Below are 20,230 nucleotides of genomic sequence, written 5' to 3'. Positions count from 1 at the left end.
CCGCCGGACGCTTGTTCTGGCCTGCGACCCCACGCTGACCGGAATGGACCGGCAACGGCCCCGTCTGCATCCTGTCGGCCGACCACCGCCATGGCGGGGACCGTCCGACGGAATCAATTTTAGATAATTTTGTTCTTAATCCCGTGGTATAATCCGTTTGCCGGTGAAATCAATAGAAAACATCGAATCTCGTTGTTGATCGTAGTGACGACCCGCAAATTAACGCGTTAATTCACAATGCTGACATGAGCGCGGGGAGATCTTAAGCGGTTAACATACGCTTGAAGATGATAATAACTGGCATTCTGATAAGAGTGTAGTGCGTAAATAAAAGGGCTTTTAGGCTTCGTTTGAAGTTAAACCCAAAAGATGGTATTAATGAATTATTTTCTCGAATATCGATTCGGCGTCGCTGCCATCCCCGGCCAGTGCGCACGGAATGGCGAATGAGTTTGTTCGTGCGGGGATGAGTGTCGTATCCCTCTGCCACAGCGTCTGTTTTCGATACCTCTTCCTGGCGTAGCGTGGTGAGACATGTCCTTCTTCATTTCGCGTCGGACTTTGATGATGCTGTCCCTGACCACGCTGTTCGCCGCCGCGGCAGGCCGTGGCCATGCCCGCTCCGGCACGGACTTCCAGCAGGCCTGGCAGATCTATCGGCGGCGTTTCGTGCGGGCCGAGGGGCGTGTCGTCGATACCGGTAATGGCGGCGTCAGCCATACCGAAGGGCAGGGCTGGGGCATGCTCTTCGCCGAGGCTGCGGATGACCGGCAGACCTTTGATGAGTTGTGGACCTGGAGCCGGGCCAACCTGATGCGCCCGGAGGACGGGCTGCTGAGCTGGCGCTGGCTGCCCAACCGGGCCGATCCCGTGCCCGACCGCAACAATGCCACCGATGGCGACCTGTTCGCCGCCTGGGCCCTGTCGCGGGCGGCCCGGCGCTGGCAGGAGGAGGCGTATCGGCAGGCGGCGCTGCGGATCTCGCAGACACTGCTCGATCGGCTGGTGATCCGGGGGGATAATGGCAAGGTCCGGGCCTTGCTGCCGGGTCTCGATGGCTTCCGCAGCGATGGCGGCGTCACGCTGAACCTGTCCTACTATGTGTTCCCGGCCCTGTTCGAGTTGGTGGAGCTGGAACAGGGCGCGGCACAGCGCGACAGGGCGGCCGACTGGCAGGCCCTGATCCTGCAGGGGCTGTCGCTGGTGCGCCGGGCGCGCTTCGGTCGGTCGCAGCTGCCACCGGACTGGCTCAGGCTGGGTGATGACGATTCGCTCGCCCCAGATCCGGGTTTCCCGCCGCGGTTCGGTTATGATGCCGTGCGGGTGCCTCTGTATCTCGCCTGGTCCGGCCTGCTTGATGCCGATCTGGCGGCGCCGTTCCAGACCCTGTGGTCGCAGTCGATCCCAGGTTGGGTCGATCTCAGCAACGATCAGGTGTCCGACTATCAGGAGCGCAACGGTTACCGCTCTGTCGCCAGCCTGTTGCTGCCGGCGAACCGGCCGCCGCTGGATCTGCCCGCCGACGGCCTGCCCACGGCAGAGGACAATTACTATTCCGCCAGCCTGACGCTTCTGGCGCTTCTGGCGACCATCATCGGCAAAGCGCAGACGAATCCCGCCGGCTTCCCCTGATCCCGTCGCCTCTGTGCGCGACGCTCGCGGCCAGCGGCCCGGGCGGCTCCGACCCGCTCATCGGGCCTGAGTTTCTCCGGCGTCACCGGGGGGCGTCAGCTCGCCCGGCTCCACGCCCAGCGCCGCGGCCAGCCGGGCCAGCATGCGGGGGGAGGCCAGCTTCTTCCCGGCCTCGACCTCGCTGAGATAGCCCTGGCCGATGCCGGCGGCCTGGGCCAGATCCATCTGCTTCATCCGCCGGTGTTCGCGCCACAGCTTCACCGGATGCTCGCCGGCCACCAGACGGGCCAGGAACGCCAGCGGCAGCCGGTCCTCCACCGCATCCACCACCGTGTCATGCACCAGCCGGTCCAGCAGCAGGCTGTCGCTGCTGCGGCTGTAGGTCCCGACCAGGGTGACGGCGCCGACGCGGTAGCTGCAGCGGCAATGATCGCCGTCCGGATCCTCGTCGGCCTCCGGTGCCACGCCGCGGCGGGTGATCTCGCCATGGAGGTCGCGCATCACCGTCACGCCGAAGCGGCCGAGGTCACGCAGCACCGACCGTTCGATCAGGACCTCCATGCCGTCATTCCTCAGCCGCCGGTTCGAACAGGTGCGGGATATAGCGGCTGTCATTGCCGGTGATCAGGCTGCTGGGATCCTCGCGCACGCCCAGGCCGCAGGCCTCGTCGCCAATGATCCAGCCGCCCAGGATCATGCTGCCGCCGCCGAAATCCGGCAGGTCCACATAGTCCTGATAGACCCAGCCCTCGTCGCCGGCAAAGGACCGGTCCGCCTTCTCCACAATGCGGGACGGGCGACCGTCGGCACCGATCTCGGCGATCTCCACCCCATCGCCTTCGCGGCCCCAGATCGGCTTGGCCACGACCTTTGACCCCGGTCGGAAATCGGCGGCGCGGAAGCTGGCTTTCAGCAGATACGGGTGGTGCGGGTACAGCTCCCACAGGATCGGCAGGATGCCCTTGGTCAGCATGATCTTCCAGATCGGCTCCAGCAGGGTGATCCGGTCCTCCAGGATGGCGTCCATCAGCCGGCTCGGCCCGCCGGCCTCGTCCAGGATGAACCATTCATGCGGATACAGGCTCCACAGAACCGAGATCCGCTCGCCATCGGCATCATAGAAGCAGCGGTCGGCCTGGTCGTACTGGATGCTGGCCACATCGATCAGCTTGCCGGCCAGCCCCGCCTCCACGGCGCAGATGCGCATATAGTCGGCGGTGCCCATGTCCTCGGGATTCTGCTGGGCGGTGAAATGGACCCGGCCGGTGCCCAGCATCGGAGCCACGGCCCGCCAGCGGGCCACCAGCGCCTCGTGCAGGCTGTTGAACTGGTCCTGATCCGGGGCGAACTCCTCCAGCCAGTGCCATTGCACCACGGCACTCTCATAGAGCGAGGTCGGGGTGGCGGCATTATATTCCAGCATGACGGGGGCGCCGGTGCCGTTCCAGACCAGATCGAAACGGCCATAGATCGGGGCCTCGCCCCGGCCGGCGGCGAACCGGGCCCAGCTGCGCTCGACGGCGGGAATGACATGGGGCGGGATGCCCAGCTCGGCATAGAGCCGGTTGTTCACCACATGCTTGCACGCCTCCAGGCACATTTTATGCAGCTCGGTGGCCGCGGCCTCCAGCGTGTCGATCTCGTCGGCCGTGAAGCGGTAATGGGCATCCTCGGTCCAGTAGGGATCGCCGCCCGGGCTGTGGAAGGTGAATCCCAGTTCCTGTTCCACCCGCTTGGTCCAGGCGGGGCGGGGGGCGTTGCTGACGCGCTGCATGGCAGAAATCCTCAGCTGGAGGCGGACAGGCCGGCGCGGCCGCCGGTGCGGCCGAAGCCGGCCGAAGCCCGGGACTTCGACGGGCTGGAACTGGTGGCCGCCGGGCTGCGGGAGACGCTGTCGCTGTTGACCCGGGCCGTGGTTGACCAATTGTAGGCGGTGCGGCCGGCATAATAGGCCCCGCCGCTGCCGGTCCGGCAGTCCGCCGCCCGCGGATTGCAATTGCCCATCCGCGTGATCTCGTTGCCGCCGCTGTACAGGAAGCCGCGGCGGTCGGCATAGAGCGGCCGGCTGTAGTAGCGCCGGGAGTCCCCGATATTGTCCAGGGCGTTGGCCACCATGTAGCCGACCATGAACGGCATGAACATGTCGGTGAAGGACCCGTCGGCATTCTGCTGCCGCACGGTCTGGCAGGCGCCGGGGCCGGCCTCACCCTCGCATTGCTCCAGGCTGGCGAAGCGTGGCGCGCTGACCGCGTGCTCCTTCTCCGCCTCCTTGAAAGCGGCCTCGCAGGTGTCCGCCGGCATTTCGGCGGTGCAGGCCTCCAGCGAGGAATAGATCTTCACATCCTGCTGCGGCGGCTCGCCGTCGCAGGCGCTCAGGGCCAGGGCGGATCCTGCCAGCAGCAGGGTGGTGACGGCGCGGGAACGGCGCATGGTCGGAACATCCCCCTCGGGGTCGGGGGCCGGCCCGGGCCGGCCCCGCCGGATTGTCATCTGTGCGCTGATGTCACTTGCGCTTGGCGGCGATGGCCGCGATGCGGTCGCGGGCGGACGGGCCGCTGCTGCCCGTGCCCTGCACCTCGGCCAGGGCCGCGGCGATGTGCTTGTCGCCCTGGGCGGCGCTGCGCACCTCACCCAGCGCATCGGCCTTGATGTCCATCGCGGCGGCGCGGGTGCGGGCATCCTGGGCCGCCTTTTCCATGGCGCCCAGCGCCGTGTTCAGGCGGGAGCCGGTGGCACCCTGGCGCAGACCGGCCAGACGGGCGGCATCCTCCGACCGCTGCTGCGCCCGCTGGGCGTCGAGCTTGGCCGCGGCCATGTCGCGGGCCGCGCGCTCCAGCTGCTCGCGGGCGCTGGCCAGGGCCTGGGAGCGCTGGCGGAACAGGTCCTCGGCCTGGGCCAGCATGGCCTCGACCTGGACCACATCCTTGTCTTCCCGGTCCAGCCGCTCGTTGGCCTGCTCCAGCCGGGCGGCGAAACTCTCCAGCGAGGCATCCAGTTCGGCCTTCAGCTCCGGATCGGTGGCGGCGTCCAGTTTGCGCTGCAGATTCTCGCCGGCGGCGATCAGCCGGTCCAGCTCGGTGCGGGCGGCGTCGGCCTCCTTCTTCTCCTGGTTCAGCTTGACGCGGAAGTCGGCGACGGTGGCGGCGGCCTTGTCCACCTCCTGCTCCAGCACCTTCAGCTCCGCGGCGGTGGCGGCCTGCGGGTTGGCGGCCACCGCGGCCTCGACCACGGCATTGACGGCGCTTTCCACATTGGCGCCCAGCAGCGCCTTCACGAACTTGAACATGGCGGTTCCCTCGGGTTGCGGGTCAGGGAGACGGATCAGTAGGTCAGGGCGCCGGCATTCAGCAGGCCGGTGGCCAGCGAGATGCCGCCCAGCAGGATGCCGTAGGACACGCGGTCGGACTCGATGCCCTCCCGCAGGTCACGCAGCAGGCGGGAGACGAAGAAGAACACGGCCAGCTGCGTCACCAGGGCAATGACGCCCCACATGGCCAGATCGGCCAGCGCCGTGGTGCCGGCGGCCACGGTCTTCATGGCGATGGCGAAGCCGGTGATGGCACCGATATAGGACAGGGCCGCGGCTTTGTTGCCCCGGCGGATCAGGTCCAGCTCATGGTACGGCGTCACCCGCAGATAGATCCAGGCGAAGCCGAACAGCATGGCGACCATGGTGCCGAGATAGGCCAGATAGGCCGGCAGGTTGGCGGCGGAATCGGCGAGATAGGCGTGCATGGGGCGGGTCCTGGGCAAGGCGCGACGGCGCCGGTCGAAAGGGCGGCACTCCATTTATCGCCCAAAGAGATATCATTCTCCCAGGGAGAAATACAAGCGCTGATTTCAGTTTGACCCTTGACCCGGCGCAGTTCAGGCAGATCGGGGATGCCGGATCGATCAATCCGCTGCGAAGCGCGTTTTGTGATCGTTGTATTTGCGGAGCTGGTCCGGGTCCTGCTCGGATTTCCGCAGGATACAATCCCCAACCACCAGGAGATCAAGGCCGCTGCCCATAAAGCAGGCGAAAGCCTCCTCCGGTGTGTGGACGATGGGTTCGCCCCGCACATTGAAACTGGTATTGATGACCATCGGACAGCCGGTTCGGGCTTCGAAGGCGCGGAGCAAGGCCGCGAACCGTGGATTGGTCCGCTCATCCACCGTCTGGACCCGTGCCGAGTAGTCCACATGGGTCACGGCTGGCACGGTCGAGCGTGCGACCGACAGCGCATCAAACCCCTGCCGTGCCGCTTGTTCCGGGGTTAGAACAAGGCGACGCTGCTCCAGCACCGGAGTGGTCACCAGCATATAGGGACTGTCCTCCTTCAACTGAAACCAGTCGGCTGCGGCCTCGCGCAGTACCGCCGGAGCAAAGGGACGGAAGCCCTCTCGGAATTTGATCTTCAAATTGAGGTCACGCTGCATTGTCGGGGAGCGCGGATCGCCCAAAATCGACCGGTTGCCCAAGGCGCGGGGTCCAAACTCCATCCGTCCCTGGAACCAGCCAACCGCCTGCCCCTCGGCCAATGCATCGGCAGTACGGGCCATCAGCCCGGCTTCGTCACCCGCCCGCTCGAACCGGGCGCCCGCAACGGTCAGTCGCCTGGCACACGCCTCATCGTCGAAAGCCGGTCCCAGATAGGCGCCGGACATCCCGTCCTGCCCCGACGCATCGACGATCCGGGGCCGGTCAAGATGGTGGTGCCAACCGGCCAGGGCTGCGCCAAGCGCGCCGCCGGCATCACCGGCGGCCGGCTGCACCCAGACATTCCGGAAGGCACCATCGCGTAACACCTTGCCGTTTGCGACGCAGTTCAAGGCCACACCACCGGCCAGACACAGGTTGGGCAGGCCCGTCTGCCGGGCCAGCGACCGGGTCAGGCGCAGCACCACCTCCTCGGTCACCGCCTGCACGCTGGCGGCCAGGTCCATATGGAATGCCTGCAGGGGTTCGTCGCGTCCCAATCGGGGAGCCCGCCCGAAAAGCGCGTCGAACTTGGCGTTGGTCATGCGTAGACCGGTGCAATAGCTGAAATAGGACATGTCGAGGCGGAAGGAGCCATCCGCCTTCACATCAATGACCTTCTCCATAAGCAAATTCTTGAACCGGGGCTCCCCATAGGGGGCCAGGCCCATAACCTTGTATTCCCCGGAATTGACCTTGAACCCCAGATGATAGGTCACCGCCGAGTAAAGCAGGCCCAGCGAATGGGGAAAATGGATCTCGTTAAGCGGTTTGATCCGATTGCCCCGACCAATGGCGATCGACGTGGTGGCCCATTCCCCGACCCCGTCCAATGTCAGTATCGCTGCTTCTTCAAACGGTGATGGGTAGAAGGCGGCGGCGGCATGGCTTTGGTGATGCTCGGCGAAAAGCAGGCGCGATGCCCAGTCAATGCCCGGTTCGCACGCGGCAAGCTCGCGGCGAAGCCCGTCTTTCTGGAACAACTTTTCCTTCAACCACACCGGCATTGCGGTGCGAAACATTTCAAAGCCGCGCGGTGCTGTGGCAACGGCCGTGACGAACAGCCTCTCGAACTTCAGAAAAGGCTTATCAAAAAACACAACATGATCAATCGCCGCCAGCGGGCATCCCGCCTCGGCCAAGCAATAATCAATGGCACGGGCGGGATAGGCGGCGTCGTGCCGAATGCGTGTAAACCGCTCCTCCTGTGCCGCAGCTACCACCCGTCCATCTTCGATCAATGCGGCCGCGCTATCATGGTAAAAAGCTGAAATCCCCAATATCCGCACGATATGTTGCCTCTTATTCTCACAAGCGCGTTGAATTGTCAGAATTGATCCCGCATGGAGCCATAAGCCGATGGCGGATTTCGGGGAACCCAATAGCTGTCAGCCTTGGCATCCCAACGCAGCCGAAGCGGATCCTTGCGCAGCAAACCAAAAAGGATACCCAGTGGCAGCACCGAAAAAACATATACGATGCCTATGGTCACCGGTGACATGACACGATGGAGAAGGGTGCCAAACAGGAACCAGACGCGATTGGGCCAGTAGAGGATGCGGGGAATCAAAAGGGCCAGAGCCAATATGACGGCAGCCAAGAAAAGCGCAGACCATTTAGGCTGATTACCACCGGACAGGGGCCAAAGCCCGATAACAGTGAAGAAAATCGTGAAAACCAGTCCAAACGACCGATTAGACCCCATCGTCACCTTCGGTCGCATCGGCATCGGATCAATCATCCCATTTCCCCCACGCACTCCAGGCAGACAGCGATTTTATCTTGAACCAAATCGGGAATTCTTGTAAACACAAAGCTGAAGGCATAGACACATAAGATCGCAACGGAAGCAAAATCGGGAAATAAAATTGCGAGAGGAAGATGGATACAATTTTTGAAATTTTCAGGTTTTTGTTCAGCAAGAAGACCCGAATTATATTCATACCGGCGATTGTCGTTCTTCTTATCGCATCTTTTCTGATTGGCATTAGCCAGGGCACCGCGTGGGCGCCTTTCATATATACAATTTTCTGAGTCCTGCTTCGGCGCGAATAGAAGACAAAATTATAACTCCATGTGACAGTACGAAGTGTATAAGAGCGCCTTCGTGCGAAAGGGAATGTTAATCATGTCTTCGGGCAATGCCGGGTCTATGGCTGCCTCTCTTGGAATTCGGGTGGCAAAGCTGCTCCTCAGTCTTGTTTTCGCATTCGCGGCCGGGGAGATGCTGGTTCGGATCGCCACATCGTCCCAAGATCATTACGTTATTGAAATGTGGCGTTATGCCAATCTTCTGCAGCGGGCGACGCCCGCGCGGCTGCCCGGGCATGAGCATCGCCCGGGAACCGCGGCCGATCTCCAGCATGTCCATGTCCGCATCAACAATCTCGGATTGCGTGGCCCGGATGTGGATATGGGAATGCTGAAGGGCAAGAAGGTTATTGTGTTGCTGGGCGATTCACTGACCTTTGGCTGGGGGGTGCCAGAGTCCGAGACATTGGCTGGCCAGCTGCAGGAGCGGCTGGGGGCGGATTTCGCCGTTCTGAATGCTGGCATTGGCAACATGAATCTCGAGCAACTTGCCGCCCGGTGGCATGATCTGAACGCTCAACTGTCCCCAGATCTGCTTGTTGTCCTGCCGACAATGCGTGCGACCGATCCTCAACAAGAGGGGCGCGCCTCCCTGTTGGTGCGCAACAGCCAGTTGGCAGCCTTGGCATCGTCTTTTATCAGTCAGGTCGCTGGCGGGGTCAGCGGTCGTGAGGATCTCACAACCTATTACCGTCGGCACTGGACTGGACAAGAAATGACCGCCTCTCTGGATCGCGCGTTCAGAAGCATCGCGGATGATCGCTCGAAAGGCGATTACAAGGTTCTGTTTGCCATGATGCCCGAAACAAACGACTTCATCAATTATCCATATGATTTTGCAACCGAGATCATTCAGCGGCGCACTGAAGGATATGGATGGAATTTCATTGATCTCTTCCCGTTGTTTAAGGGCGAGCCGGCCCAAAAATACTGGGTATCAAGTTATGATATCCATCTGAATGGTGCTGCTTTTGCGAAAATGCAGAAGCCAATTTCTGAAAAAATCCTCTATATGCTGTCGTCTGATGCAAATTGAGGATTTCGGCTGATGCTGTTCCATCATTATGAATTTTTTATTTTTCTTGCTGCTTTCGCGACTGTTTTTGCGATCACCAAAGGAAGTGTTCGTCTTGGCTGGACGACGCTTGCCAGTCTATTCTTTTATGCTTGGTGGTATCCGCCCTACGCGTTGCTGATTGTGATGTTCGTGCTGATGGCGTGGGCCGGTATCAGGATTGTCCGGCGATGGCCGAGGACGCTGCCTGCTATCATCATTGCCGTGCTTCTGCCGCTGGCAGGATTTAAATACACGCATTTTCTCTTATCTGTACTCGACGGATTGATTGGCACTGAATGGACATTGCCTCCCTGGACATTGCCATTAGGTGTTTCATTTGTTACTTTCACTATTGTCAGCCTGATCCTTGATTCGCGCCGCGACAAGACGGAGCCGCCGCCGTCGCTCCTCGCCATTTCTGTTTATGTGACTTTCTTTCCGCATCTGATTGCGGGCCCGATCCTACGCGGCCATCAGATGTTCCCGCAGTTGCCAGGGATGCGCATAAATTGCGCGGCCGTGATGTCGGCACTTTATCTATTCACGGCTGGGGTGGTGAAGAAAGTCGTCATCGCGGACCCTCTGGCAGTTTATGTCGATTCTGCGTATTTGCGGGTTGATATGCTGGGTGCTGGCGAAGCCATGCTGGCCGTTTTGGCATTCATGGTACAGATATATTGCGATTTCAGCGCCTATTCTGACATGGCAATCGCATTGGCAATGTTGTTCGGCGTTAACTTTCCGGAAAATTTCCGTTCACCGTATCTGGCAACGTCGCTGACCGAACTCTGGCGACGCTGGCACATCACGTTGACATTATGGTTGCGGGATTATGTCTTCGTGCCGCTGTTCCGCCGGTTTCGTGGAAGCGTACCCAGACTGGCGATCTTCCTGACCATGGTCGTATCCGGAATATGGCACGGTGCCGCTTGGCATTTCGTTCTGTGGGGGGCTGCTCACGGTGCAGCCCTGGTCGTCGAACATTGGACCGGCTTCAGTCGATTGACCCAAAAGGGTCGCTTATGGCTTCGATTATCCGGGGTTCTTTATACTTGTACATTTTTCGCGTTGACGGCGACCATGTTCCGCGCGCCGACAATGGGCGTTGCCGGCGACATGGTGCTTGCCTTCTTTGGCGCCAATGGTTGGGGCGTCGCGCCTGCGGGCTGGCCCATGTTGTGTGGGCTTTGCGTGACGGCATTGGCGCTACACGGACTTGACACCCGCGACAGGATCACCAGCATGGCAAACGTAATTCCAGCCTGGATCGGTGCGCCGATTTGCATGGTGGTTACTGTGACCTGCTCTCTCGTGGCATCCAGCCAGCCTGCGTCTTTTTATTATTTTGATTTTTGATCCTTATAGCCTCTGATTCGGAAGGCCTGCAATGATCGCCAAAGCCTTGGACTTTTTGCTGAAGACCGTGATCCTGCTGGCATTACTGAATGGGATCGTCGATGGCCTTTTATTCACCCAACGGTGGGTTCGAGATTCTGTTGCCGATTTACGAGCAAAACGACCTGAGTTGGCAAGATCTGTCATCGTAAATATGGCCCAGGATCCCGGTATCGGCAGAACGCCCAAACCGATCGCGTTCCCCGACTTCACAATTGCCGGCGATGGTCGGCGTGCGCCTCGCGCTGCCGACGCTCTTCCGGCACAACGGCGCATTCTCATGCTTGGGGCGTCACAGGCGTTCGGGATGCATGTACAGGACAAACAAGTCGTGTCAACGCTGCTCGAACAGGATCATCCTGGTTGGGAGGTGATGAATTATGCAGCCCCGGGAGAGACGCTTATCGGTAATCGCATTCGGCTTTCTTTTTTGCATAACAAGGGTGTTGCGATAGATCAGGTTTTGGTTGTTACGGGATTGTTGGAAATCGGCGATAGATGTTTGGTGCGAGATCCGGGACCGGAAAAAATGCATGAATTGGCGCTGGGGCGCCTCTTTGCTGCCTTTGGAAGAAAGCTCACAGAGAAGACGGAAACAACTGCTCTTGCCACATGCGCACAGCCAGAGCGGGCAAACGCACTTGCACAGGCCATATATGGCGAGATGTCGGCGATGCTGGCTACAGCCGATAGTCTGCACCTTCCAGTCCGTATCGTCATTGCGCCAACTGACTTCAGCCGCCCGTTGACAGCGGAGCAGGGCCTTAACAATCCTGTGATCCGCTCACGATATGAGGTGCTCCGTCCCGCTTACGATTCTCTTCGGCACCTGATTGTCGAGAGGCAGGATCCACGGATCATTGATATGTCCGATGCATTTGATACGGTCGAAACACCCTTCATTGATGCATGGTCTCACTTCTCGCCGGATGCCCATAAAGCCTTGGCTGATCTTTTGGGGCCATTGGTCGATTCTTACGGTGTCGGGAAATAGTTGCTCGGGTCTCTAAAGTTCGTGGGCATGATGTGCGGCACTCAATGATTGGTGTTGCAGGCTGATCCGGAGGGCTGGGAGGAGGCCGATGCCTGTCGTCGGGCGATCTCGGTGACGGCCGCTATGCGCGACCGCTCCCGTGTGCTGCGATCCAGGCGGCGAATGGCAGCATTCTCCTGGTCTGCAACAGGTAAGCGACAAGACCCTGGCGGGGTATCTGACCGGCGTCGACCTCGACAGTCCGAGCGAGACCGTCGGGCATGGCGCCGACAAGCGCATCCACCGGTATCGCTGGATCGGCGACGTGCCATTGCGCGGCGGCACCGATGCGGATGACCGTCAATTGGCCGGAAATCGAGATCACCAAGTCCGATGGCAAGGTCACCACCTGCCGGTCAGCTGTGACACCGTTGCCGATCTGGCCGTTCTTCCCGCCCCGCATTGCCCCCCAGGCCATAATGAGATGCGCCGTAACAATAACTTTGTGGATAGACGAAACTTTCGTATAATGACCAATGTTGTCACAACCGTGCCGCATCATTCAGGGAAATACGGGGGATACCATGGCTGCTGAGTGCAATACCGTGATGGCGGAACCTGCCGCTGAAACCAAGTCTCCGGAGCGTCGGGCGTGGTGCGCGCCGATCATGCGCTCCATCGACATCAGCGAAACCGCCGGCGACACCCTAACCGGCGGGTCTGATGGGTCTTTTGGCAGCTGATCGTCCATACGGGCGCTGACGCTGCTTCTTCTGGTTGCATTTTGACCCGGGCTCGGTAAGAGCGGGGCCGCGGTGGAAGACAGCGTTGAGCCTGCAGCGGTCGGGTTGGGTCCGGTGGAGATTGGCGACCCATCCCGTCGCGTCCAGGTCACTGACCTGCCGGTCAGCCGCGACGCCGTCGCCGATCTGGCCGTTCTTTCCCGCTCTGCATCGCCACCCACAGACCATAACAGGAACTCCTGTAACAATAGCTTTTGTGGGTAGACAGATCTTTTGGATGATGATCAATGTGAACGCGACCGTGATCCATCATTCAGGGAAATACGAGGGATACCATGGCTTCTGAACGCAACACTGTGATGGTGGAACCCGTCGCTGAAACCAAGTCCCCGGAGCGTCGGGCGTGGTGCGCGCCGATTGTGCGGGCCATCGACATCAGCGAAACCGCCGCCGACACCTCCAGCCCGGGTCCTGATTCGGGTTTTAACAGCTGATCGCCCATACGGGCGCTGATGCTGCTTCGTTCTGGTTGCACTTCGCCGCGAACTCGACCCGGGCGGGGCCGCGGCGGAATGCTCGCGTCGAGCCGGCAGCGGTCGGCTTGGATACGGTGGAGATTGGCGACGCATCCCGTCGCCGCTAGGTCTCCGACCTGCCGGTCAGCGGCGACACCGTCGCCGATCTGGCCGCTCTTTCCCGCCCAGCATTGCCCACCCCCAGACCATAACGGGAAGTGCTGTACCAACAACTTTGTGGGTATACGGACCTTTCGGATGATGATTGTGGCCATGATCGTGCCGCATCATTCAGGGAGACACGAGCGATACGATGGCTTCTGAGCGCAACACCGTGATGGCGGAACCCGCCGCTGAAACCAAATCCCCGGAACGTCGGGCGTGGTGCGCGCCGATTGTGCGGGCCATCGACATCAGCGAAACCGCCGCCGACTCCATGGCCTTTGGTAATGATGGGAGTTTTGGCAGCTGATCGTTGACGTGCTCCCCAACGTGTGTCCGGTCAGAACTGGTTTTCAGGGTCAATTTCCCTTCCCGAACGTGTAGATCGGTGCATTCGCCTTTTATCGATCCCCAGAGGCGTTTCGCCAACACACCGTCTTTCGAGTGCCCGCACTCATCCATGCCATGCACACCCCGGCCACCCGATCGGTGTATTGAGGACACCGGCGCGCCGTGGCGAGACAACGCACCCCGCCTCAGCGGGTGCGGCGGGCCGGGGTCAGGGCGCGGCCCTTGGCCGGGGCGTCCGGTGGCGGTTCGGCGGGGGCGGGCGGCGGTTCCACCTGGGCCAGGATGCCGTCCAGCGCGCCGAAGGAATCGGCGGGCGGCGTGGACTCGCCCTTCTGCTGGCGCAGGAAATCCTGCAAGGGACCATAGGCCTTGATGGCCCGGTCCACCTCCTGGTCGCTGCCGGCGCGATAGGCGCCCAGCCGGATCATCTCCTCCATGGCCTCGTAGCGCGAGAGCAGGGTGCGCACAGCGGTGATGGTCCGGTTCTCGCTGTCCGCGTGGCAGGCAGGCAGGGCGCGGGACACGCTCTTCAGCACATCGATGGCGGGATAGCGGCCGCGTTCGGCGATCTTGCGGTCCATGACCACATGGCCGTCCAGGATGCCGCGGACAGCGTCGGCCACCGGCTCGTCATGGTCGCCGCCCTCCACCAGCACGGTGAACACAGCGGTGATATCGCCCGTGCTCGCCGTGCCCGGCCCGGCCCGCTCCAGCAGGCGCGGCAGCTCGGCGAAGACGCTGGGCGGATAGCCCTTGGTGGTCGGCGGCTCGCCGGCCGACAGGCCGACCTCGCGCTGGGCCATGGCGAAGCGGGTGACGCTGTCCATCAGGCAGAGCACGTCCTGGTCGCCATCGCGGAAATATTCGGCCACGGCCATGGTCAGATAGGCGGCCTGGCGCCGGGCCAGCGCCGGCTCGTCGCCGGTGGCGACGATGACGACGCTGCGGGCCAGACCCTCCGGCCCCAGATCGTCCTGGATGAATTCCTGCACCTCGCGCCCGCGCTCGCCGATCAGGCCGATGACATTGACATCGGCGGCGCTGGACCGGGCCAGCATGGCCAGCAGTGTCGATTTACCGACGCCGGAGCCGGCGAAGATGCCCAGGCGCTGTCCGCGGCAGAGCGGGATGAAGCTGTCCAGCACGCGGATGCCGGTTTCCAGCCGGGCGCCCATGCGCCGGCGCTCGAAGGCCGGTGGCGGGGCTGCCCGCAGCGGGCGGTTGGCGTCGCCGCGGCCGATGGGACCCTTGCCGTCCACGGGCCGGCCGAAGGCATCGATCACCCGGCCCAGCCAGGACTGGTCGGGCCGCACCAGCCCCATGGCGGTGCCGGCCTCGACCTGGGCGCCGAGTCCGATGCCGTCCAGCGGAGCGAAGGGTAGCAGCACGGCCCGGCCCTGGCGGAATCCCACCACTTCACACGGGACGGCGCGGCCGTCCCGGGCCATGGCCCGGCAGCCATCGCCCACGGACAGGCGCCGCTCCAGACCTTCGACCTCCAGCGCCAGTCCCGAGCAGGTGACGACCTGGCCGTGGAAGCGCGGTCCCTGCATCTGCTGAATATCGGCCAAAAGTCCGGCCAGGATGGTCATGGCGCATGTCCCTTTGCTGGCATGTCCGGGAAGGAAATGTCGGGGCGTATCGTGGGCGGGGCCGTTTAAAGCCGATTAAAGCCGCGGGACTGCCGCTCCTGCCTTAAACGCCGCTTTAAAACCGGCGTGGAACCATCCGCCTCGACCGACCGCACCCAGGAGGGGACCTGATGGACCTTTCATCCATCGGCCTGTTCAAGCTGGCCAGCCAGCGCATGGATTATCTGTCCGCGCGCCACAGGACCATTGCCGAGAACATCGCCAATGCCGACACGCCGGGCTTCCGGGCCAAGGACCTGAAGCCGTTCGACTTCCAGGCCACCCTGGGTCAGGTCAGCCAGGTCCGCACCGATTCCGGGCATCTGTCGCCCCTGCGCGAGGCCGCGGCCTTCCGCGAGGACCGCCGCGCCCCGGTGTACGAGACAGCGCCCGACGGCAACGGCGTGGTGCTGGAAGAACAGATGATGAAGTCGGCCGAGGTCCGGCAGGCCTACGATCTGGCCACCAACCTGTTCCAGAAGAACGTGGCGATGCTGCGTCAGGCCTTCACCAGCCGCTGATCGCATCGCCGCCGTCCAGGGGATCTGCTCCATGTCCATCGACAGTCTCGCCGTCTCCTTCGGCATCGCCGCCTCGGGCATGAAGGCCCAGTCCACGCGCCTGCGGGTGGTGGCGGAGAACATGGCCAACGCCAATTCCACGTCGGAGACGCCGGGCGGCGATCCGTACCGCCGCAAGACCGTGGTCTTCGCCAGCGTGCTCGACCGGGCGCTGAAGTCGGATACGGTCGAGGTCAAGCGCATCGGCCGCGACCAGAGCGATTTCCGCCTGGAATACAATCCCGGCCATCCGGGCGCGGACGAGCGCGGCTATGTCAAGCTCCCCAACGTCAACACGCTGGTCGAGAGCATGGACATGCGCGAGGCCGGCCGGTCCTACGATGCCAATCTCAATGTGATGCAGCAGGCCCGCGGCATGCTGGGCCGCACCATCGACATGCTGCGCGGCTGAGCCGGGAAGGAAAATCACCATGGTCGTCGTTCCCGCTTCGGGTGTTGCCAGTGCCTATGCCGCCGGCAAGATGCCCGGCCTCGCCGGGCCGGCCGAGTCCACGCCGCTGTCCGGGGCCGTGCCGGCCCGCGGCAGCTTCCCCGATCTCGTCACCGACGCCGTCAAGTCGGCCGTCAACACGGTGCGCGAGGGTGAGCGCATGTCCGCCGCCGGTCTGCAGGGCAAGGCCAGCGTGCAGGAGGTGGTGCAGGCCACCATGTCGGCCGAGCTGACCGTCCAGGCCGTGGTGTCGGTGCGTGACAAGCTGGTGAACGCTTATCTCGACATCATGCGCATGCCGATCTGACGGGAACGGGCGCGATGAACCAGGCCGATGTGCTGGATCTTCTGCGGAGCGGCATCTGGGCCGTGATCTGGGCCTCCGCGCCGCCCCTGATGGTGGCCCTGGTGGTCGGCTTCGGCATCTCGCTGTTGCAGGCCCTGACGCAGATCCAGGAAGCGACGTTGAGCTTCGTGCCGAAGATCGCCCTGATCATGGTCAGCATCGTCATCGCGCTGCCCTTCATGTTCCATGTTCTGTCCAACTACATGGAGCAGATCGTCAGCCATATCGGCGGACCGGTCGGGCCATGAGACGGGCGCTGGCCTGGGCGCTGGCTCCGGCCTTGGCGCTGCTGTCCGTCGGTCTCCCCGGACCGGTGCGGGCGGATGAGCCTGCCGGTGGCCCGATGACCGCCTGTCTGGCCGCCATCCGCACGGCGGAGAAGGACCACCGCATGCCGGGCCGCCTGCTGATGGCCGTCGGCGTCACCGAGTCCGGCCGTGATCTGGAGGGGCGTCTGACCGTCTGGCCCTGGACCGTCAATGCCGAGGGGCAGGGGCGCTACTTCGCCGACAAGCAGAGCGCCATCGCCCATGTGCAGGCCTTGCGCAAGCGCGGGGTGCGTTCCATTGATGTGGGGTGCATGCAGGTCAATCTGCATTGGCACCCCCGCGCCTTTCCCGATCTGGAAACGGCCTTCGATCCCGCGGCCAATGTGGCCTATGCCGCTGCCATGCTGAAGGACTTCCATGGCGACCTGCGCAACTGGTCACGGTCGGTAAAATTCTACCACTCGCGCACGCCGGACAAGGGCGACGCCTATTTCGACCGGGTGGCGGCCAATCTGCGCCTGGTCATGCTGCGCCGGAACGATCTGGCCGATGCGCCGCCGCCGCGCAAGCGCCGGCCGACCAGCATCGCCGCCGAGGGCTGGCGGCTGCCGCCCACCATGCAGGTCGTGCGCCCCCTGGGCTGACGCGTCCCGGCTTGAACGCCAGTTTTACCGGGGATGCGTAGGCTCGACCGACGAATTCCGGAGAGCCGAGCCTCGATGTCCGCCGCAACCACCGCCCTGCCGATCGGCCTGCGTCATCGCGACGTCCTGTTCGCCCTTGGTCTGATCTTCGTGCTGGCCGTCCTGATCCTGCCGGTGCCCGGCTGGATGCTGGATATGGGGCTGGCCCTGTCCATGGCCATCAGCGTGCTGATCCTGATGGTGGGGCTGTGGATCAACCGGCCGCTGGATTTCTCCAGCTTTCCCACGGTGCTGCTGATCGCCACGCTGCTGCGGCTGGCGCTCAATCTCGCCTCCACCCGCCTGATCCTCAGCCAGGGGCATACCGGCACCGATGCCGCCGGCCATGTCATCATGGGTTTCGCCGACTTCGTCATGGGCGGCAATTTCGTCATCGGCCTCATTGTCTTCGCCATCCTCGTCATTGTGAACTTCATCGTCATCACCAAGGGTGCCAGCCGCATCGCCGAGGTGGGCGCCCGCTTCGCCCTGGACGCCATGCCGGGCAAGCAGATGGCCATCGACGCCGACCTGTCGGCCGGCCTGATCGACGAGACGGAGGCGCGCAAGCGGCGCTCCGAGCTGGAACAGGAAAGCCAGTTCTTCGGCGCCATGGACGGTGCCAGCAAGTTCGTGCGCGGCGATGCCGTGGCGGGTCTCATCATCACCGCCATCAATGTGCTGGGCGGGTTGCTGATCGGCGTGGCCCAGCATGATCTGGCCTTCAGCGAGGCCGCCAAGACCTACACCATCCTGACCGTCGGTGACGGTCTGGTGACCCAGATCCCGGCCCTGATCGTCAGTCTGGCGGCCGGCATCCTGGTGTCCAAGGGCGGTAACCGCGGCTCCATCGACGAGGCGTTGCTGAACCAGCTGGGCGGCTATCCCAAGGCGTTGGGTGTCGCCTCGGGCCTGATGGTGTTCCTGTCCCTGGTGCCCGGCCTGCCGATGGCGCCCTTCCTGCTGCTGGGCGCCGCCACCGGCGGCATGGCCTGGTACCTGCCCCGCTTCGCCCGCAAGCAGGAGGAGCAGAAGCGCCATGACGAGCTGATGGCGGCCAAGGCGCCTACGGCCGAGGAGCCGGTGGCCGACATGCTGCGGGTGGACGATATCCGGGTGGAGCTGGGCAACGGGCTGGTGTCGATGATCATCGATCCGGCCACCGGCCTGTCGGCCAAGGTCCGCCGGCTGCGCAAGCGCTTCGCCACCGATTACGGCTTCCTGCTGCCGTCGGTACGCCTGCGCGACAGCGCCTCGGTGTCGCTGAACGCCTACGAGATCTCCATCCAGGGCGTGCTGATCGCCAAGGGCGAGGTGCAGGTGCGCAAGATGCTGGCCATCGACCCCCGCAACGAGGGCATCGACGTGCCTGGCAGCGACACGCGTGAGCCCACCTTCGGCCTGCCGGCCCGCTGGATCGAGCCGGGCCTGTCGGAGGAGGCGGAGCTGAAGGGCTTCACCGTCGTCGATCCCGACAGCGTCATCACCACCCATCTGGCCGAGATCATCAAGGAGCATATGCCGACGCTGCTGTCCTATGCTGCCACCAAGCGGCTGCTGGACGAGCTGGACCGCGAGCATCAGAAGCTGGTGGCCGATCTGATCCCCGGACAGGTCAGCCTGTCGGTGGTGCAGCGCGTGCTGCAGGGGCTGCTGGCCGAGCGTGTCTCCATCCGCAATCTGCCCCTGATCCTGGAAGGCATCTCCGAGGCGGCGGCCTGGACCCGCAACATCACCCTGATGACCGAGCATGTGCGCTCGCGCCTGGCGCTGCAGATCTGCCAGGCTCTGACTACGCCGGACGGCTTCATACCCGTCATCGTCGTCAGCCCCGAATGGGAACAGGTGTTCCTGGACAACATCATCGAGGAGGGCGAGGATCGGCAGTTCGTCATGCCGCCGTCCACGGTGCAGGATTTCCTGCTGGCGGCCCGGGCCAAGATCCAGGCGCACGCCACCTCCGACTATTGGCCGGCGGTGCTGGTGGCGCCGGCGGCGCGGCCCTTCGTGCGCTCGCTGCTGGAACGGGTCAGCCCGTCCACGCCGGTGATCTGCCACAACGAGCTGCACCGCAAGGCGCCGGTCACCACCATCGACCAGATCTGACGCGGGCGCCGCCCATGCTCCCGTCCATGCCCCTGTCGCTGCCCCTGACCCAGCTGCTGACGGCAGAGATCTATGGTTTCCTGCTGGTTCTGGTCCGCGTCGGTGCGGCCCTGTCGATGCTGCCCGGCTTCGGCGAGATGGCGGTGCCCCTGCGGGCGCGCATGGCGGCCGCCATCGCCGTGTCGCTGGCCCTGTCGGCCATCGTGCCCGGCCTGCCCGCCGTGCCGCCGGATGCGCCGTCGGACCTGCTGCGCCAGCTGTTCGGCGAGCTGATGGCCGGGGCCGTGCTGGGCGTCGGGGCGCGCATCATCTTCGGGGCGCTGCAGATGGCGGGGCAGCTGATCTCCCAGACCGTCGGCCTGTCCAGCATCTTCGCCCAGCCGGGCCTGGGGTTCGAGGCGGGCTCCGTCCTCGGCAGCTATCTCATGCTGGGCGGGCTGGTGCTGATCTTTGTCACCGACCTGCATCTGGCCATGATCACGGCGCTGGTGGAGAGCTACCGGCTGATGCCGCCGGCGGTGCTGCCGTCCATGGGCATGCTGGCCAAGCTGACGGTCGAGACCGTGTCCACCGCCTTCCGCATGGCGGTGCAGTTCTCCGGTCCGTTCCTGGTTCTGGGCTTCGTCTACAATGTGGGCATCGGGCTGGTGAACCGCGCCATGCCGCAATTCGCCGTCTATTTCATCGGCCTGCCGGTGTCGATCCTGGGCGGGCTGGTCGTGGTCGCGCTGACCATCGGTGTCGTTGCGACCACCTTCCTCGCCGGGTTCGGCGACTGGCTGCACCGGTTCGGAGGCTGATCCCCC

The 20,230-nt window shown here is 63.3% G+C and carries 24 protein-coding genes; 15 read left to right on the top strand and 9 right to left on the bottom strand.

Annotated elements, in window-relative coordinates:
* Nucleotides 1–564 precede the first annotated feature (564 nt).
* A complete protein-coding gene (locus tag DK368_RS17740; RefSeq protein ID WP_162306087.1) occupies nucleotides 565–1,632 on the top strand; it encodes a family 8 glycosyl hydrolase in 1,068 nt (355 codons plus the stop codon).
* A 57-nt stretch (nucleotides 1,633–1,689) separates the two neighbouring features.
* Here DK368_RS17740 and DK368_RS17735 read toward each other — a convergent pair whose 3' ends face one another.
* From DK368_RS17735 to DK368_RS21500, 7 genes are all read right to left on the bottom strand, one after another.
* Entirely contained in the window at nucleotides 1,690–2,193 is a 504-nt protein-coding gene (locus DK368_RS17735; RefSeq protein WP_114395311.1) for a helix-turn-helix domain-containing protein, read from the bottom strand.
* Between the two features lie 4 nt (nucleotides 2,194–2,197).
* Complete coding sequence (locus DK368_RS17730) at nucleotides 2,198–3,406, bottom strand: glutathionylspermidine synthase family protein (RefSeq protein ID WP_114395310.1); 1,209 nt, start codon at nucleotides 3,404–3,406, stop codon at nucleotides 2,198–2,200.
* Between the two features lie 11 nt (nucleotides 3,407–3,417).
* Nucleotides 3,418–4,062 (bottom strand): DUF1190 domain-containing protein, encoded by a 645-nt coding sequence (locus DK368_RS17725; RefSeq protein WP_162306086.1) that lies wholly within the window; start codon nucleotides 4,060–4,062, stop codon nucleotides 3,418–3,420.
* Nucleotides 4,063–4,135: 73 nt separating this feature from the next.
* Nucleotides 4,136–4,918, bottom strand: coding sequence for a hypothetical protein (locus tag DK368_RS21680; protein WP_162306085.1), 783 nt, complete (start codon nucleotides 4,916–4,918; stop codon nucleotides 4,136–4,138).
* Between the two features lie 35 nt (nucleotides 4,919–4,953).
* Nucleotides 4,954–5,367: a DUF350 domain-containing protein gene (locus DK368_RS17720; RefSeq protein WP_114395308.1), complete on the bottom strand. Its 414-nt coding sequence runs from the start codon at nucleotides 5,365–5,367 to the stop codon at nucleotides 4,954–4,956.
* A gap of 159 nt (nucleotides 5,368–5,526) precedes the next feature.
* A complete protein-coding gene (locus DK368_RS17715) occupies nucleotides 5,527–7,380 on the bottom strand; it encodes a carbamoyltransferase family protein (RefSeq protein ID WP_114395307.1) in 1,854 nt (617 codons plus the stop codon).
* A gap of 38 nt (nucleotides 7,381–7,418) precedes the next feature.
* Nucleotides 7,419–7,832: an SxtJ family membrane protein gene (locus DK368_RS21500; RefSeq protein ID WP_155524626.1), complete on the bottom strand. Its 414-nt coding sequence runs from the start codon at nucleotides 7,830–7,832 to the stop codon at nucleotides 7,419–7,421.
* Between the two features lie 140 nt (nucleotides 7,833–7,972).
* Between DK368_RS21500 and DK368_RS22405 the strand changes: the two genes are divergently transcribed.
* From DK368_RS22405 to DK368_RS21495, 4 genes are all read left to right on the top strand, one after another.
* Complete coding sequence (locus DK368_RS22405) at nucleotides 7,973–8,125, top strand: DUF5989 family protein (protein ID WP_420818909.1); 153 nt, start codon at nucleotides 7,973–7,975, stop codon at nucleotides 8,123–8,125.
* Nucleotides 8,126–8,219: 94 nt separating this feature from the next.
* Nucleotides 8,220–9,218, top strand: coding sequence for an SGNH/GDSL hydrolase family protein (locus tag DK368_RS17710; protein WP_162306084.1), 999 nt, complete (start codon nucleotides 8,220–8,222; stop codon nucleotides 9,216–9,218).
* Between the two features lie 12 nt (nucleotides 9,219–9,230).
* Entirely contained in the window at nucleotides 9,231–10,595 is a 1,365-nt protein-coding gene (locus tag DK368_RS17705; protein WP_114395305.1) for an MBOAT family O-acyltransferase, read from the top strand.
* 31 nt (nucleotides 10,596–10,626) lie between these two features.
* Nucleotides 10,627–11,628, top strand: a complete 1,002-nt coding sequence (locus DK368_RS21495) for a hypothetical protein (RefSeq protein ID WP_155524624.1) — start codon at nucleotides 10,627–10,629, stop codon at nucleotides 11,626–11,628.
* A gap of 121 nt (nucleotides 11,629–11,749) precedes the next feature.
* Here the strand turns inward: DK368_RS21495 and DK368_RS17700 are convergent, their stop codons facing one another.
* On the bottom strand, nucleotides 11,750–12,169 hold the full coding sequence (locus DK368_RS17700) for a hypothetical protein (protein ID WP_155524623.1): 420 nt from the start codon (nucleotides 12,167–12,169) through the stop codon (nucleotides 11,750–11,752).
* 22 nt (nucleotides 12,170–12,191) lie between these two features.
* Here DK368_RS17700 and DK368_RS21490 point away from each other — a divergent pair, with 22 nt between their 5' ends.
* From DK368_RS21490 to DK368_RS21480, 3 genes are all read left to right on the top strand, one after another.
* Nucleotides 12,192–12,350, top strand: coding sequence for a hypothetical protein (locus DK368_RS21490; RefSeq protein ID WP_155524622.1), 159 nt, complete (start codon nucleotides 12,192–12,194; stop codon nucleotides 12,348–12,350).
* Between the two features lie 335 nt (nucleotides 12,351–12,685).
* Entirely contained in the window at nucleotides 12,686–12,844 is a 159-nt protein-coding gene (locus DK368_RS21485; RefSeq protein WP_155524621.1) for a hypothetical protein, read from the top strand.
* A gap of 334 nt (nucleotides 12,845–13,178) precedes the next feature.
* Nucleotides 13,179–13,337 carry a hypothetical protein gene (locus DK368_RS21480; protein ID WP_155524620.1) on the top strand — a complete coding sequence of 53 codons (159 nt, stop codon included), beginning with the start codon at nucleotides 13,179–13,181 and terminating at the stop codon, nucleotides 13,335–13,337.
* A 226-nt stretch (nucleotides 13,338–13,563) separates the two neighbouring features.
* On the opposite strand, the gene fliI is transcribed toward DK368_RS21480, so the two are convergent.
* Nucleotides 13,564–14,970, bottom strand: coding sequence for a flagellar protein export ATPase FliI (fliI, locus tag DK368_RS17695; protein WP_114395303.1), 1,407 nt, complete (start codon nucleotides 14,968–14,970; stop codon nucleotides 13,564–13,566).
* A 170-nt stretch (nucleotides 14,971–15,140) separates the two neighbouring features.
* Between fliI and DK368_RS17690 the strand changes: the two genes are divergently transcribed.
* From DK368_RS17690 to DK368_RS17660, 7 genes are all read left to right on the top strand, one after another.
* On the top strand, nucleotides 15,141–15,530 hold the full coding sequence (locus tag DK368_RS17690) for a flagellar basal body protein (protein WP_114395302.1): 390 nt from the start codon (nucleotides 15,141–15,143) through the stop codon (nucleotides 15,528–15,530).
* Between the two features lie 31 nt (nucleotides 15,531–15,561).
* Nucleotides 15,562–15,981 (top strand): flagellar basal body rod protein FlgC, encoded by a 420-nt coding sequence (flgC, locus tag DK368_RS17685; protein WP_193552314.1) that lies wholly within the window; start codon nucleotides 15,562–15,564, stop codon nucleotides 15,979–15,981.
* A gap of 19 nt (nucleotides 15,982–16,000) precedes the next feature.
* On the top strand, nucleotides 16,001–16,327 hold the full coding sequence (gene fliE, locus DK368_RS17680) for a flagellar hook-basal body complex protein FliE (RefSeq protein ID WP_114395301.1): 327 nt from the start codon (nucleotides 16,001–16,003) through the stop codon (nucleotides 16,325–16,327).
* A 14-nt stretch (nucleotides 16,328–16,341) separates the two neighbouring features.
* Complete coding sequence (fliQ, locus tag DK368_RS17675; RefSeq protein ID WP_114395300.1) at nucleotides 16,342–16,614, top strand: flagellar biosynthesis protein FliQ; 273 nt, start codon at nucleotides 16,342–16,344, stop codon at nucleotides 16,612–16,614.
* Nucleotides 16,611–17,279: a lysozyme family protein gene (locus DK368_RS17670; protein ID WP_114395299.1), complete on the top strand. Its 669-nt coding sequence runs from the start codon at nucleotides 16,611–16,613 to the stop codon at nucleotides 17,277–17,279. The genes fliQ and DK368_RS17670 overlap by 4 nt, the downstream gene beginning before the upstream one ends.
* 75 nt (nucleotides 17,280–17,354) lie before the next feature.
* Entirely contained in the window at nucleotides 17,355–19,424 is a 2,070-nt protein-coding gene (flhA, locus tag DK368_RS17665; protein WP_114395298.1) for a flagellar biosynthesis protein FlhA, read from the top strand.
* 14 nt (nucleotides 19,425–19,438) lie between these two features.
* Nucleotides 19,439–20,224, top strand: coding sequence for a flagellar biosynthetic protein FliR (locus tag DK368_RS17660; RefSeq protein WP_114395297.1), 786 nt, complete (start codon nucleotides 19,439–19,441; stop codon nucleotides 20,222–20,224).
* Nucleotides 20,225–20,230: the final 6 nt, after the last annotated feature.

The sequence above is a fragment of the Oleisolibacter albus genome (assembly GCF_003336875.1).
In the GTDB taxonomy this organism is placed as follows: domain Bacteria; phylum Pseudomonadota; class Alphaproteobacteria; order Azospirillales; family Azospirillaceae; genus Niveispirillum; species Niveispirillum album.
Note: the sequence above shows the minus strand (reverse complement) of the source record. Positions and strands in the feature narration are given on the sequence as shown.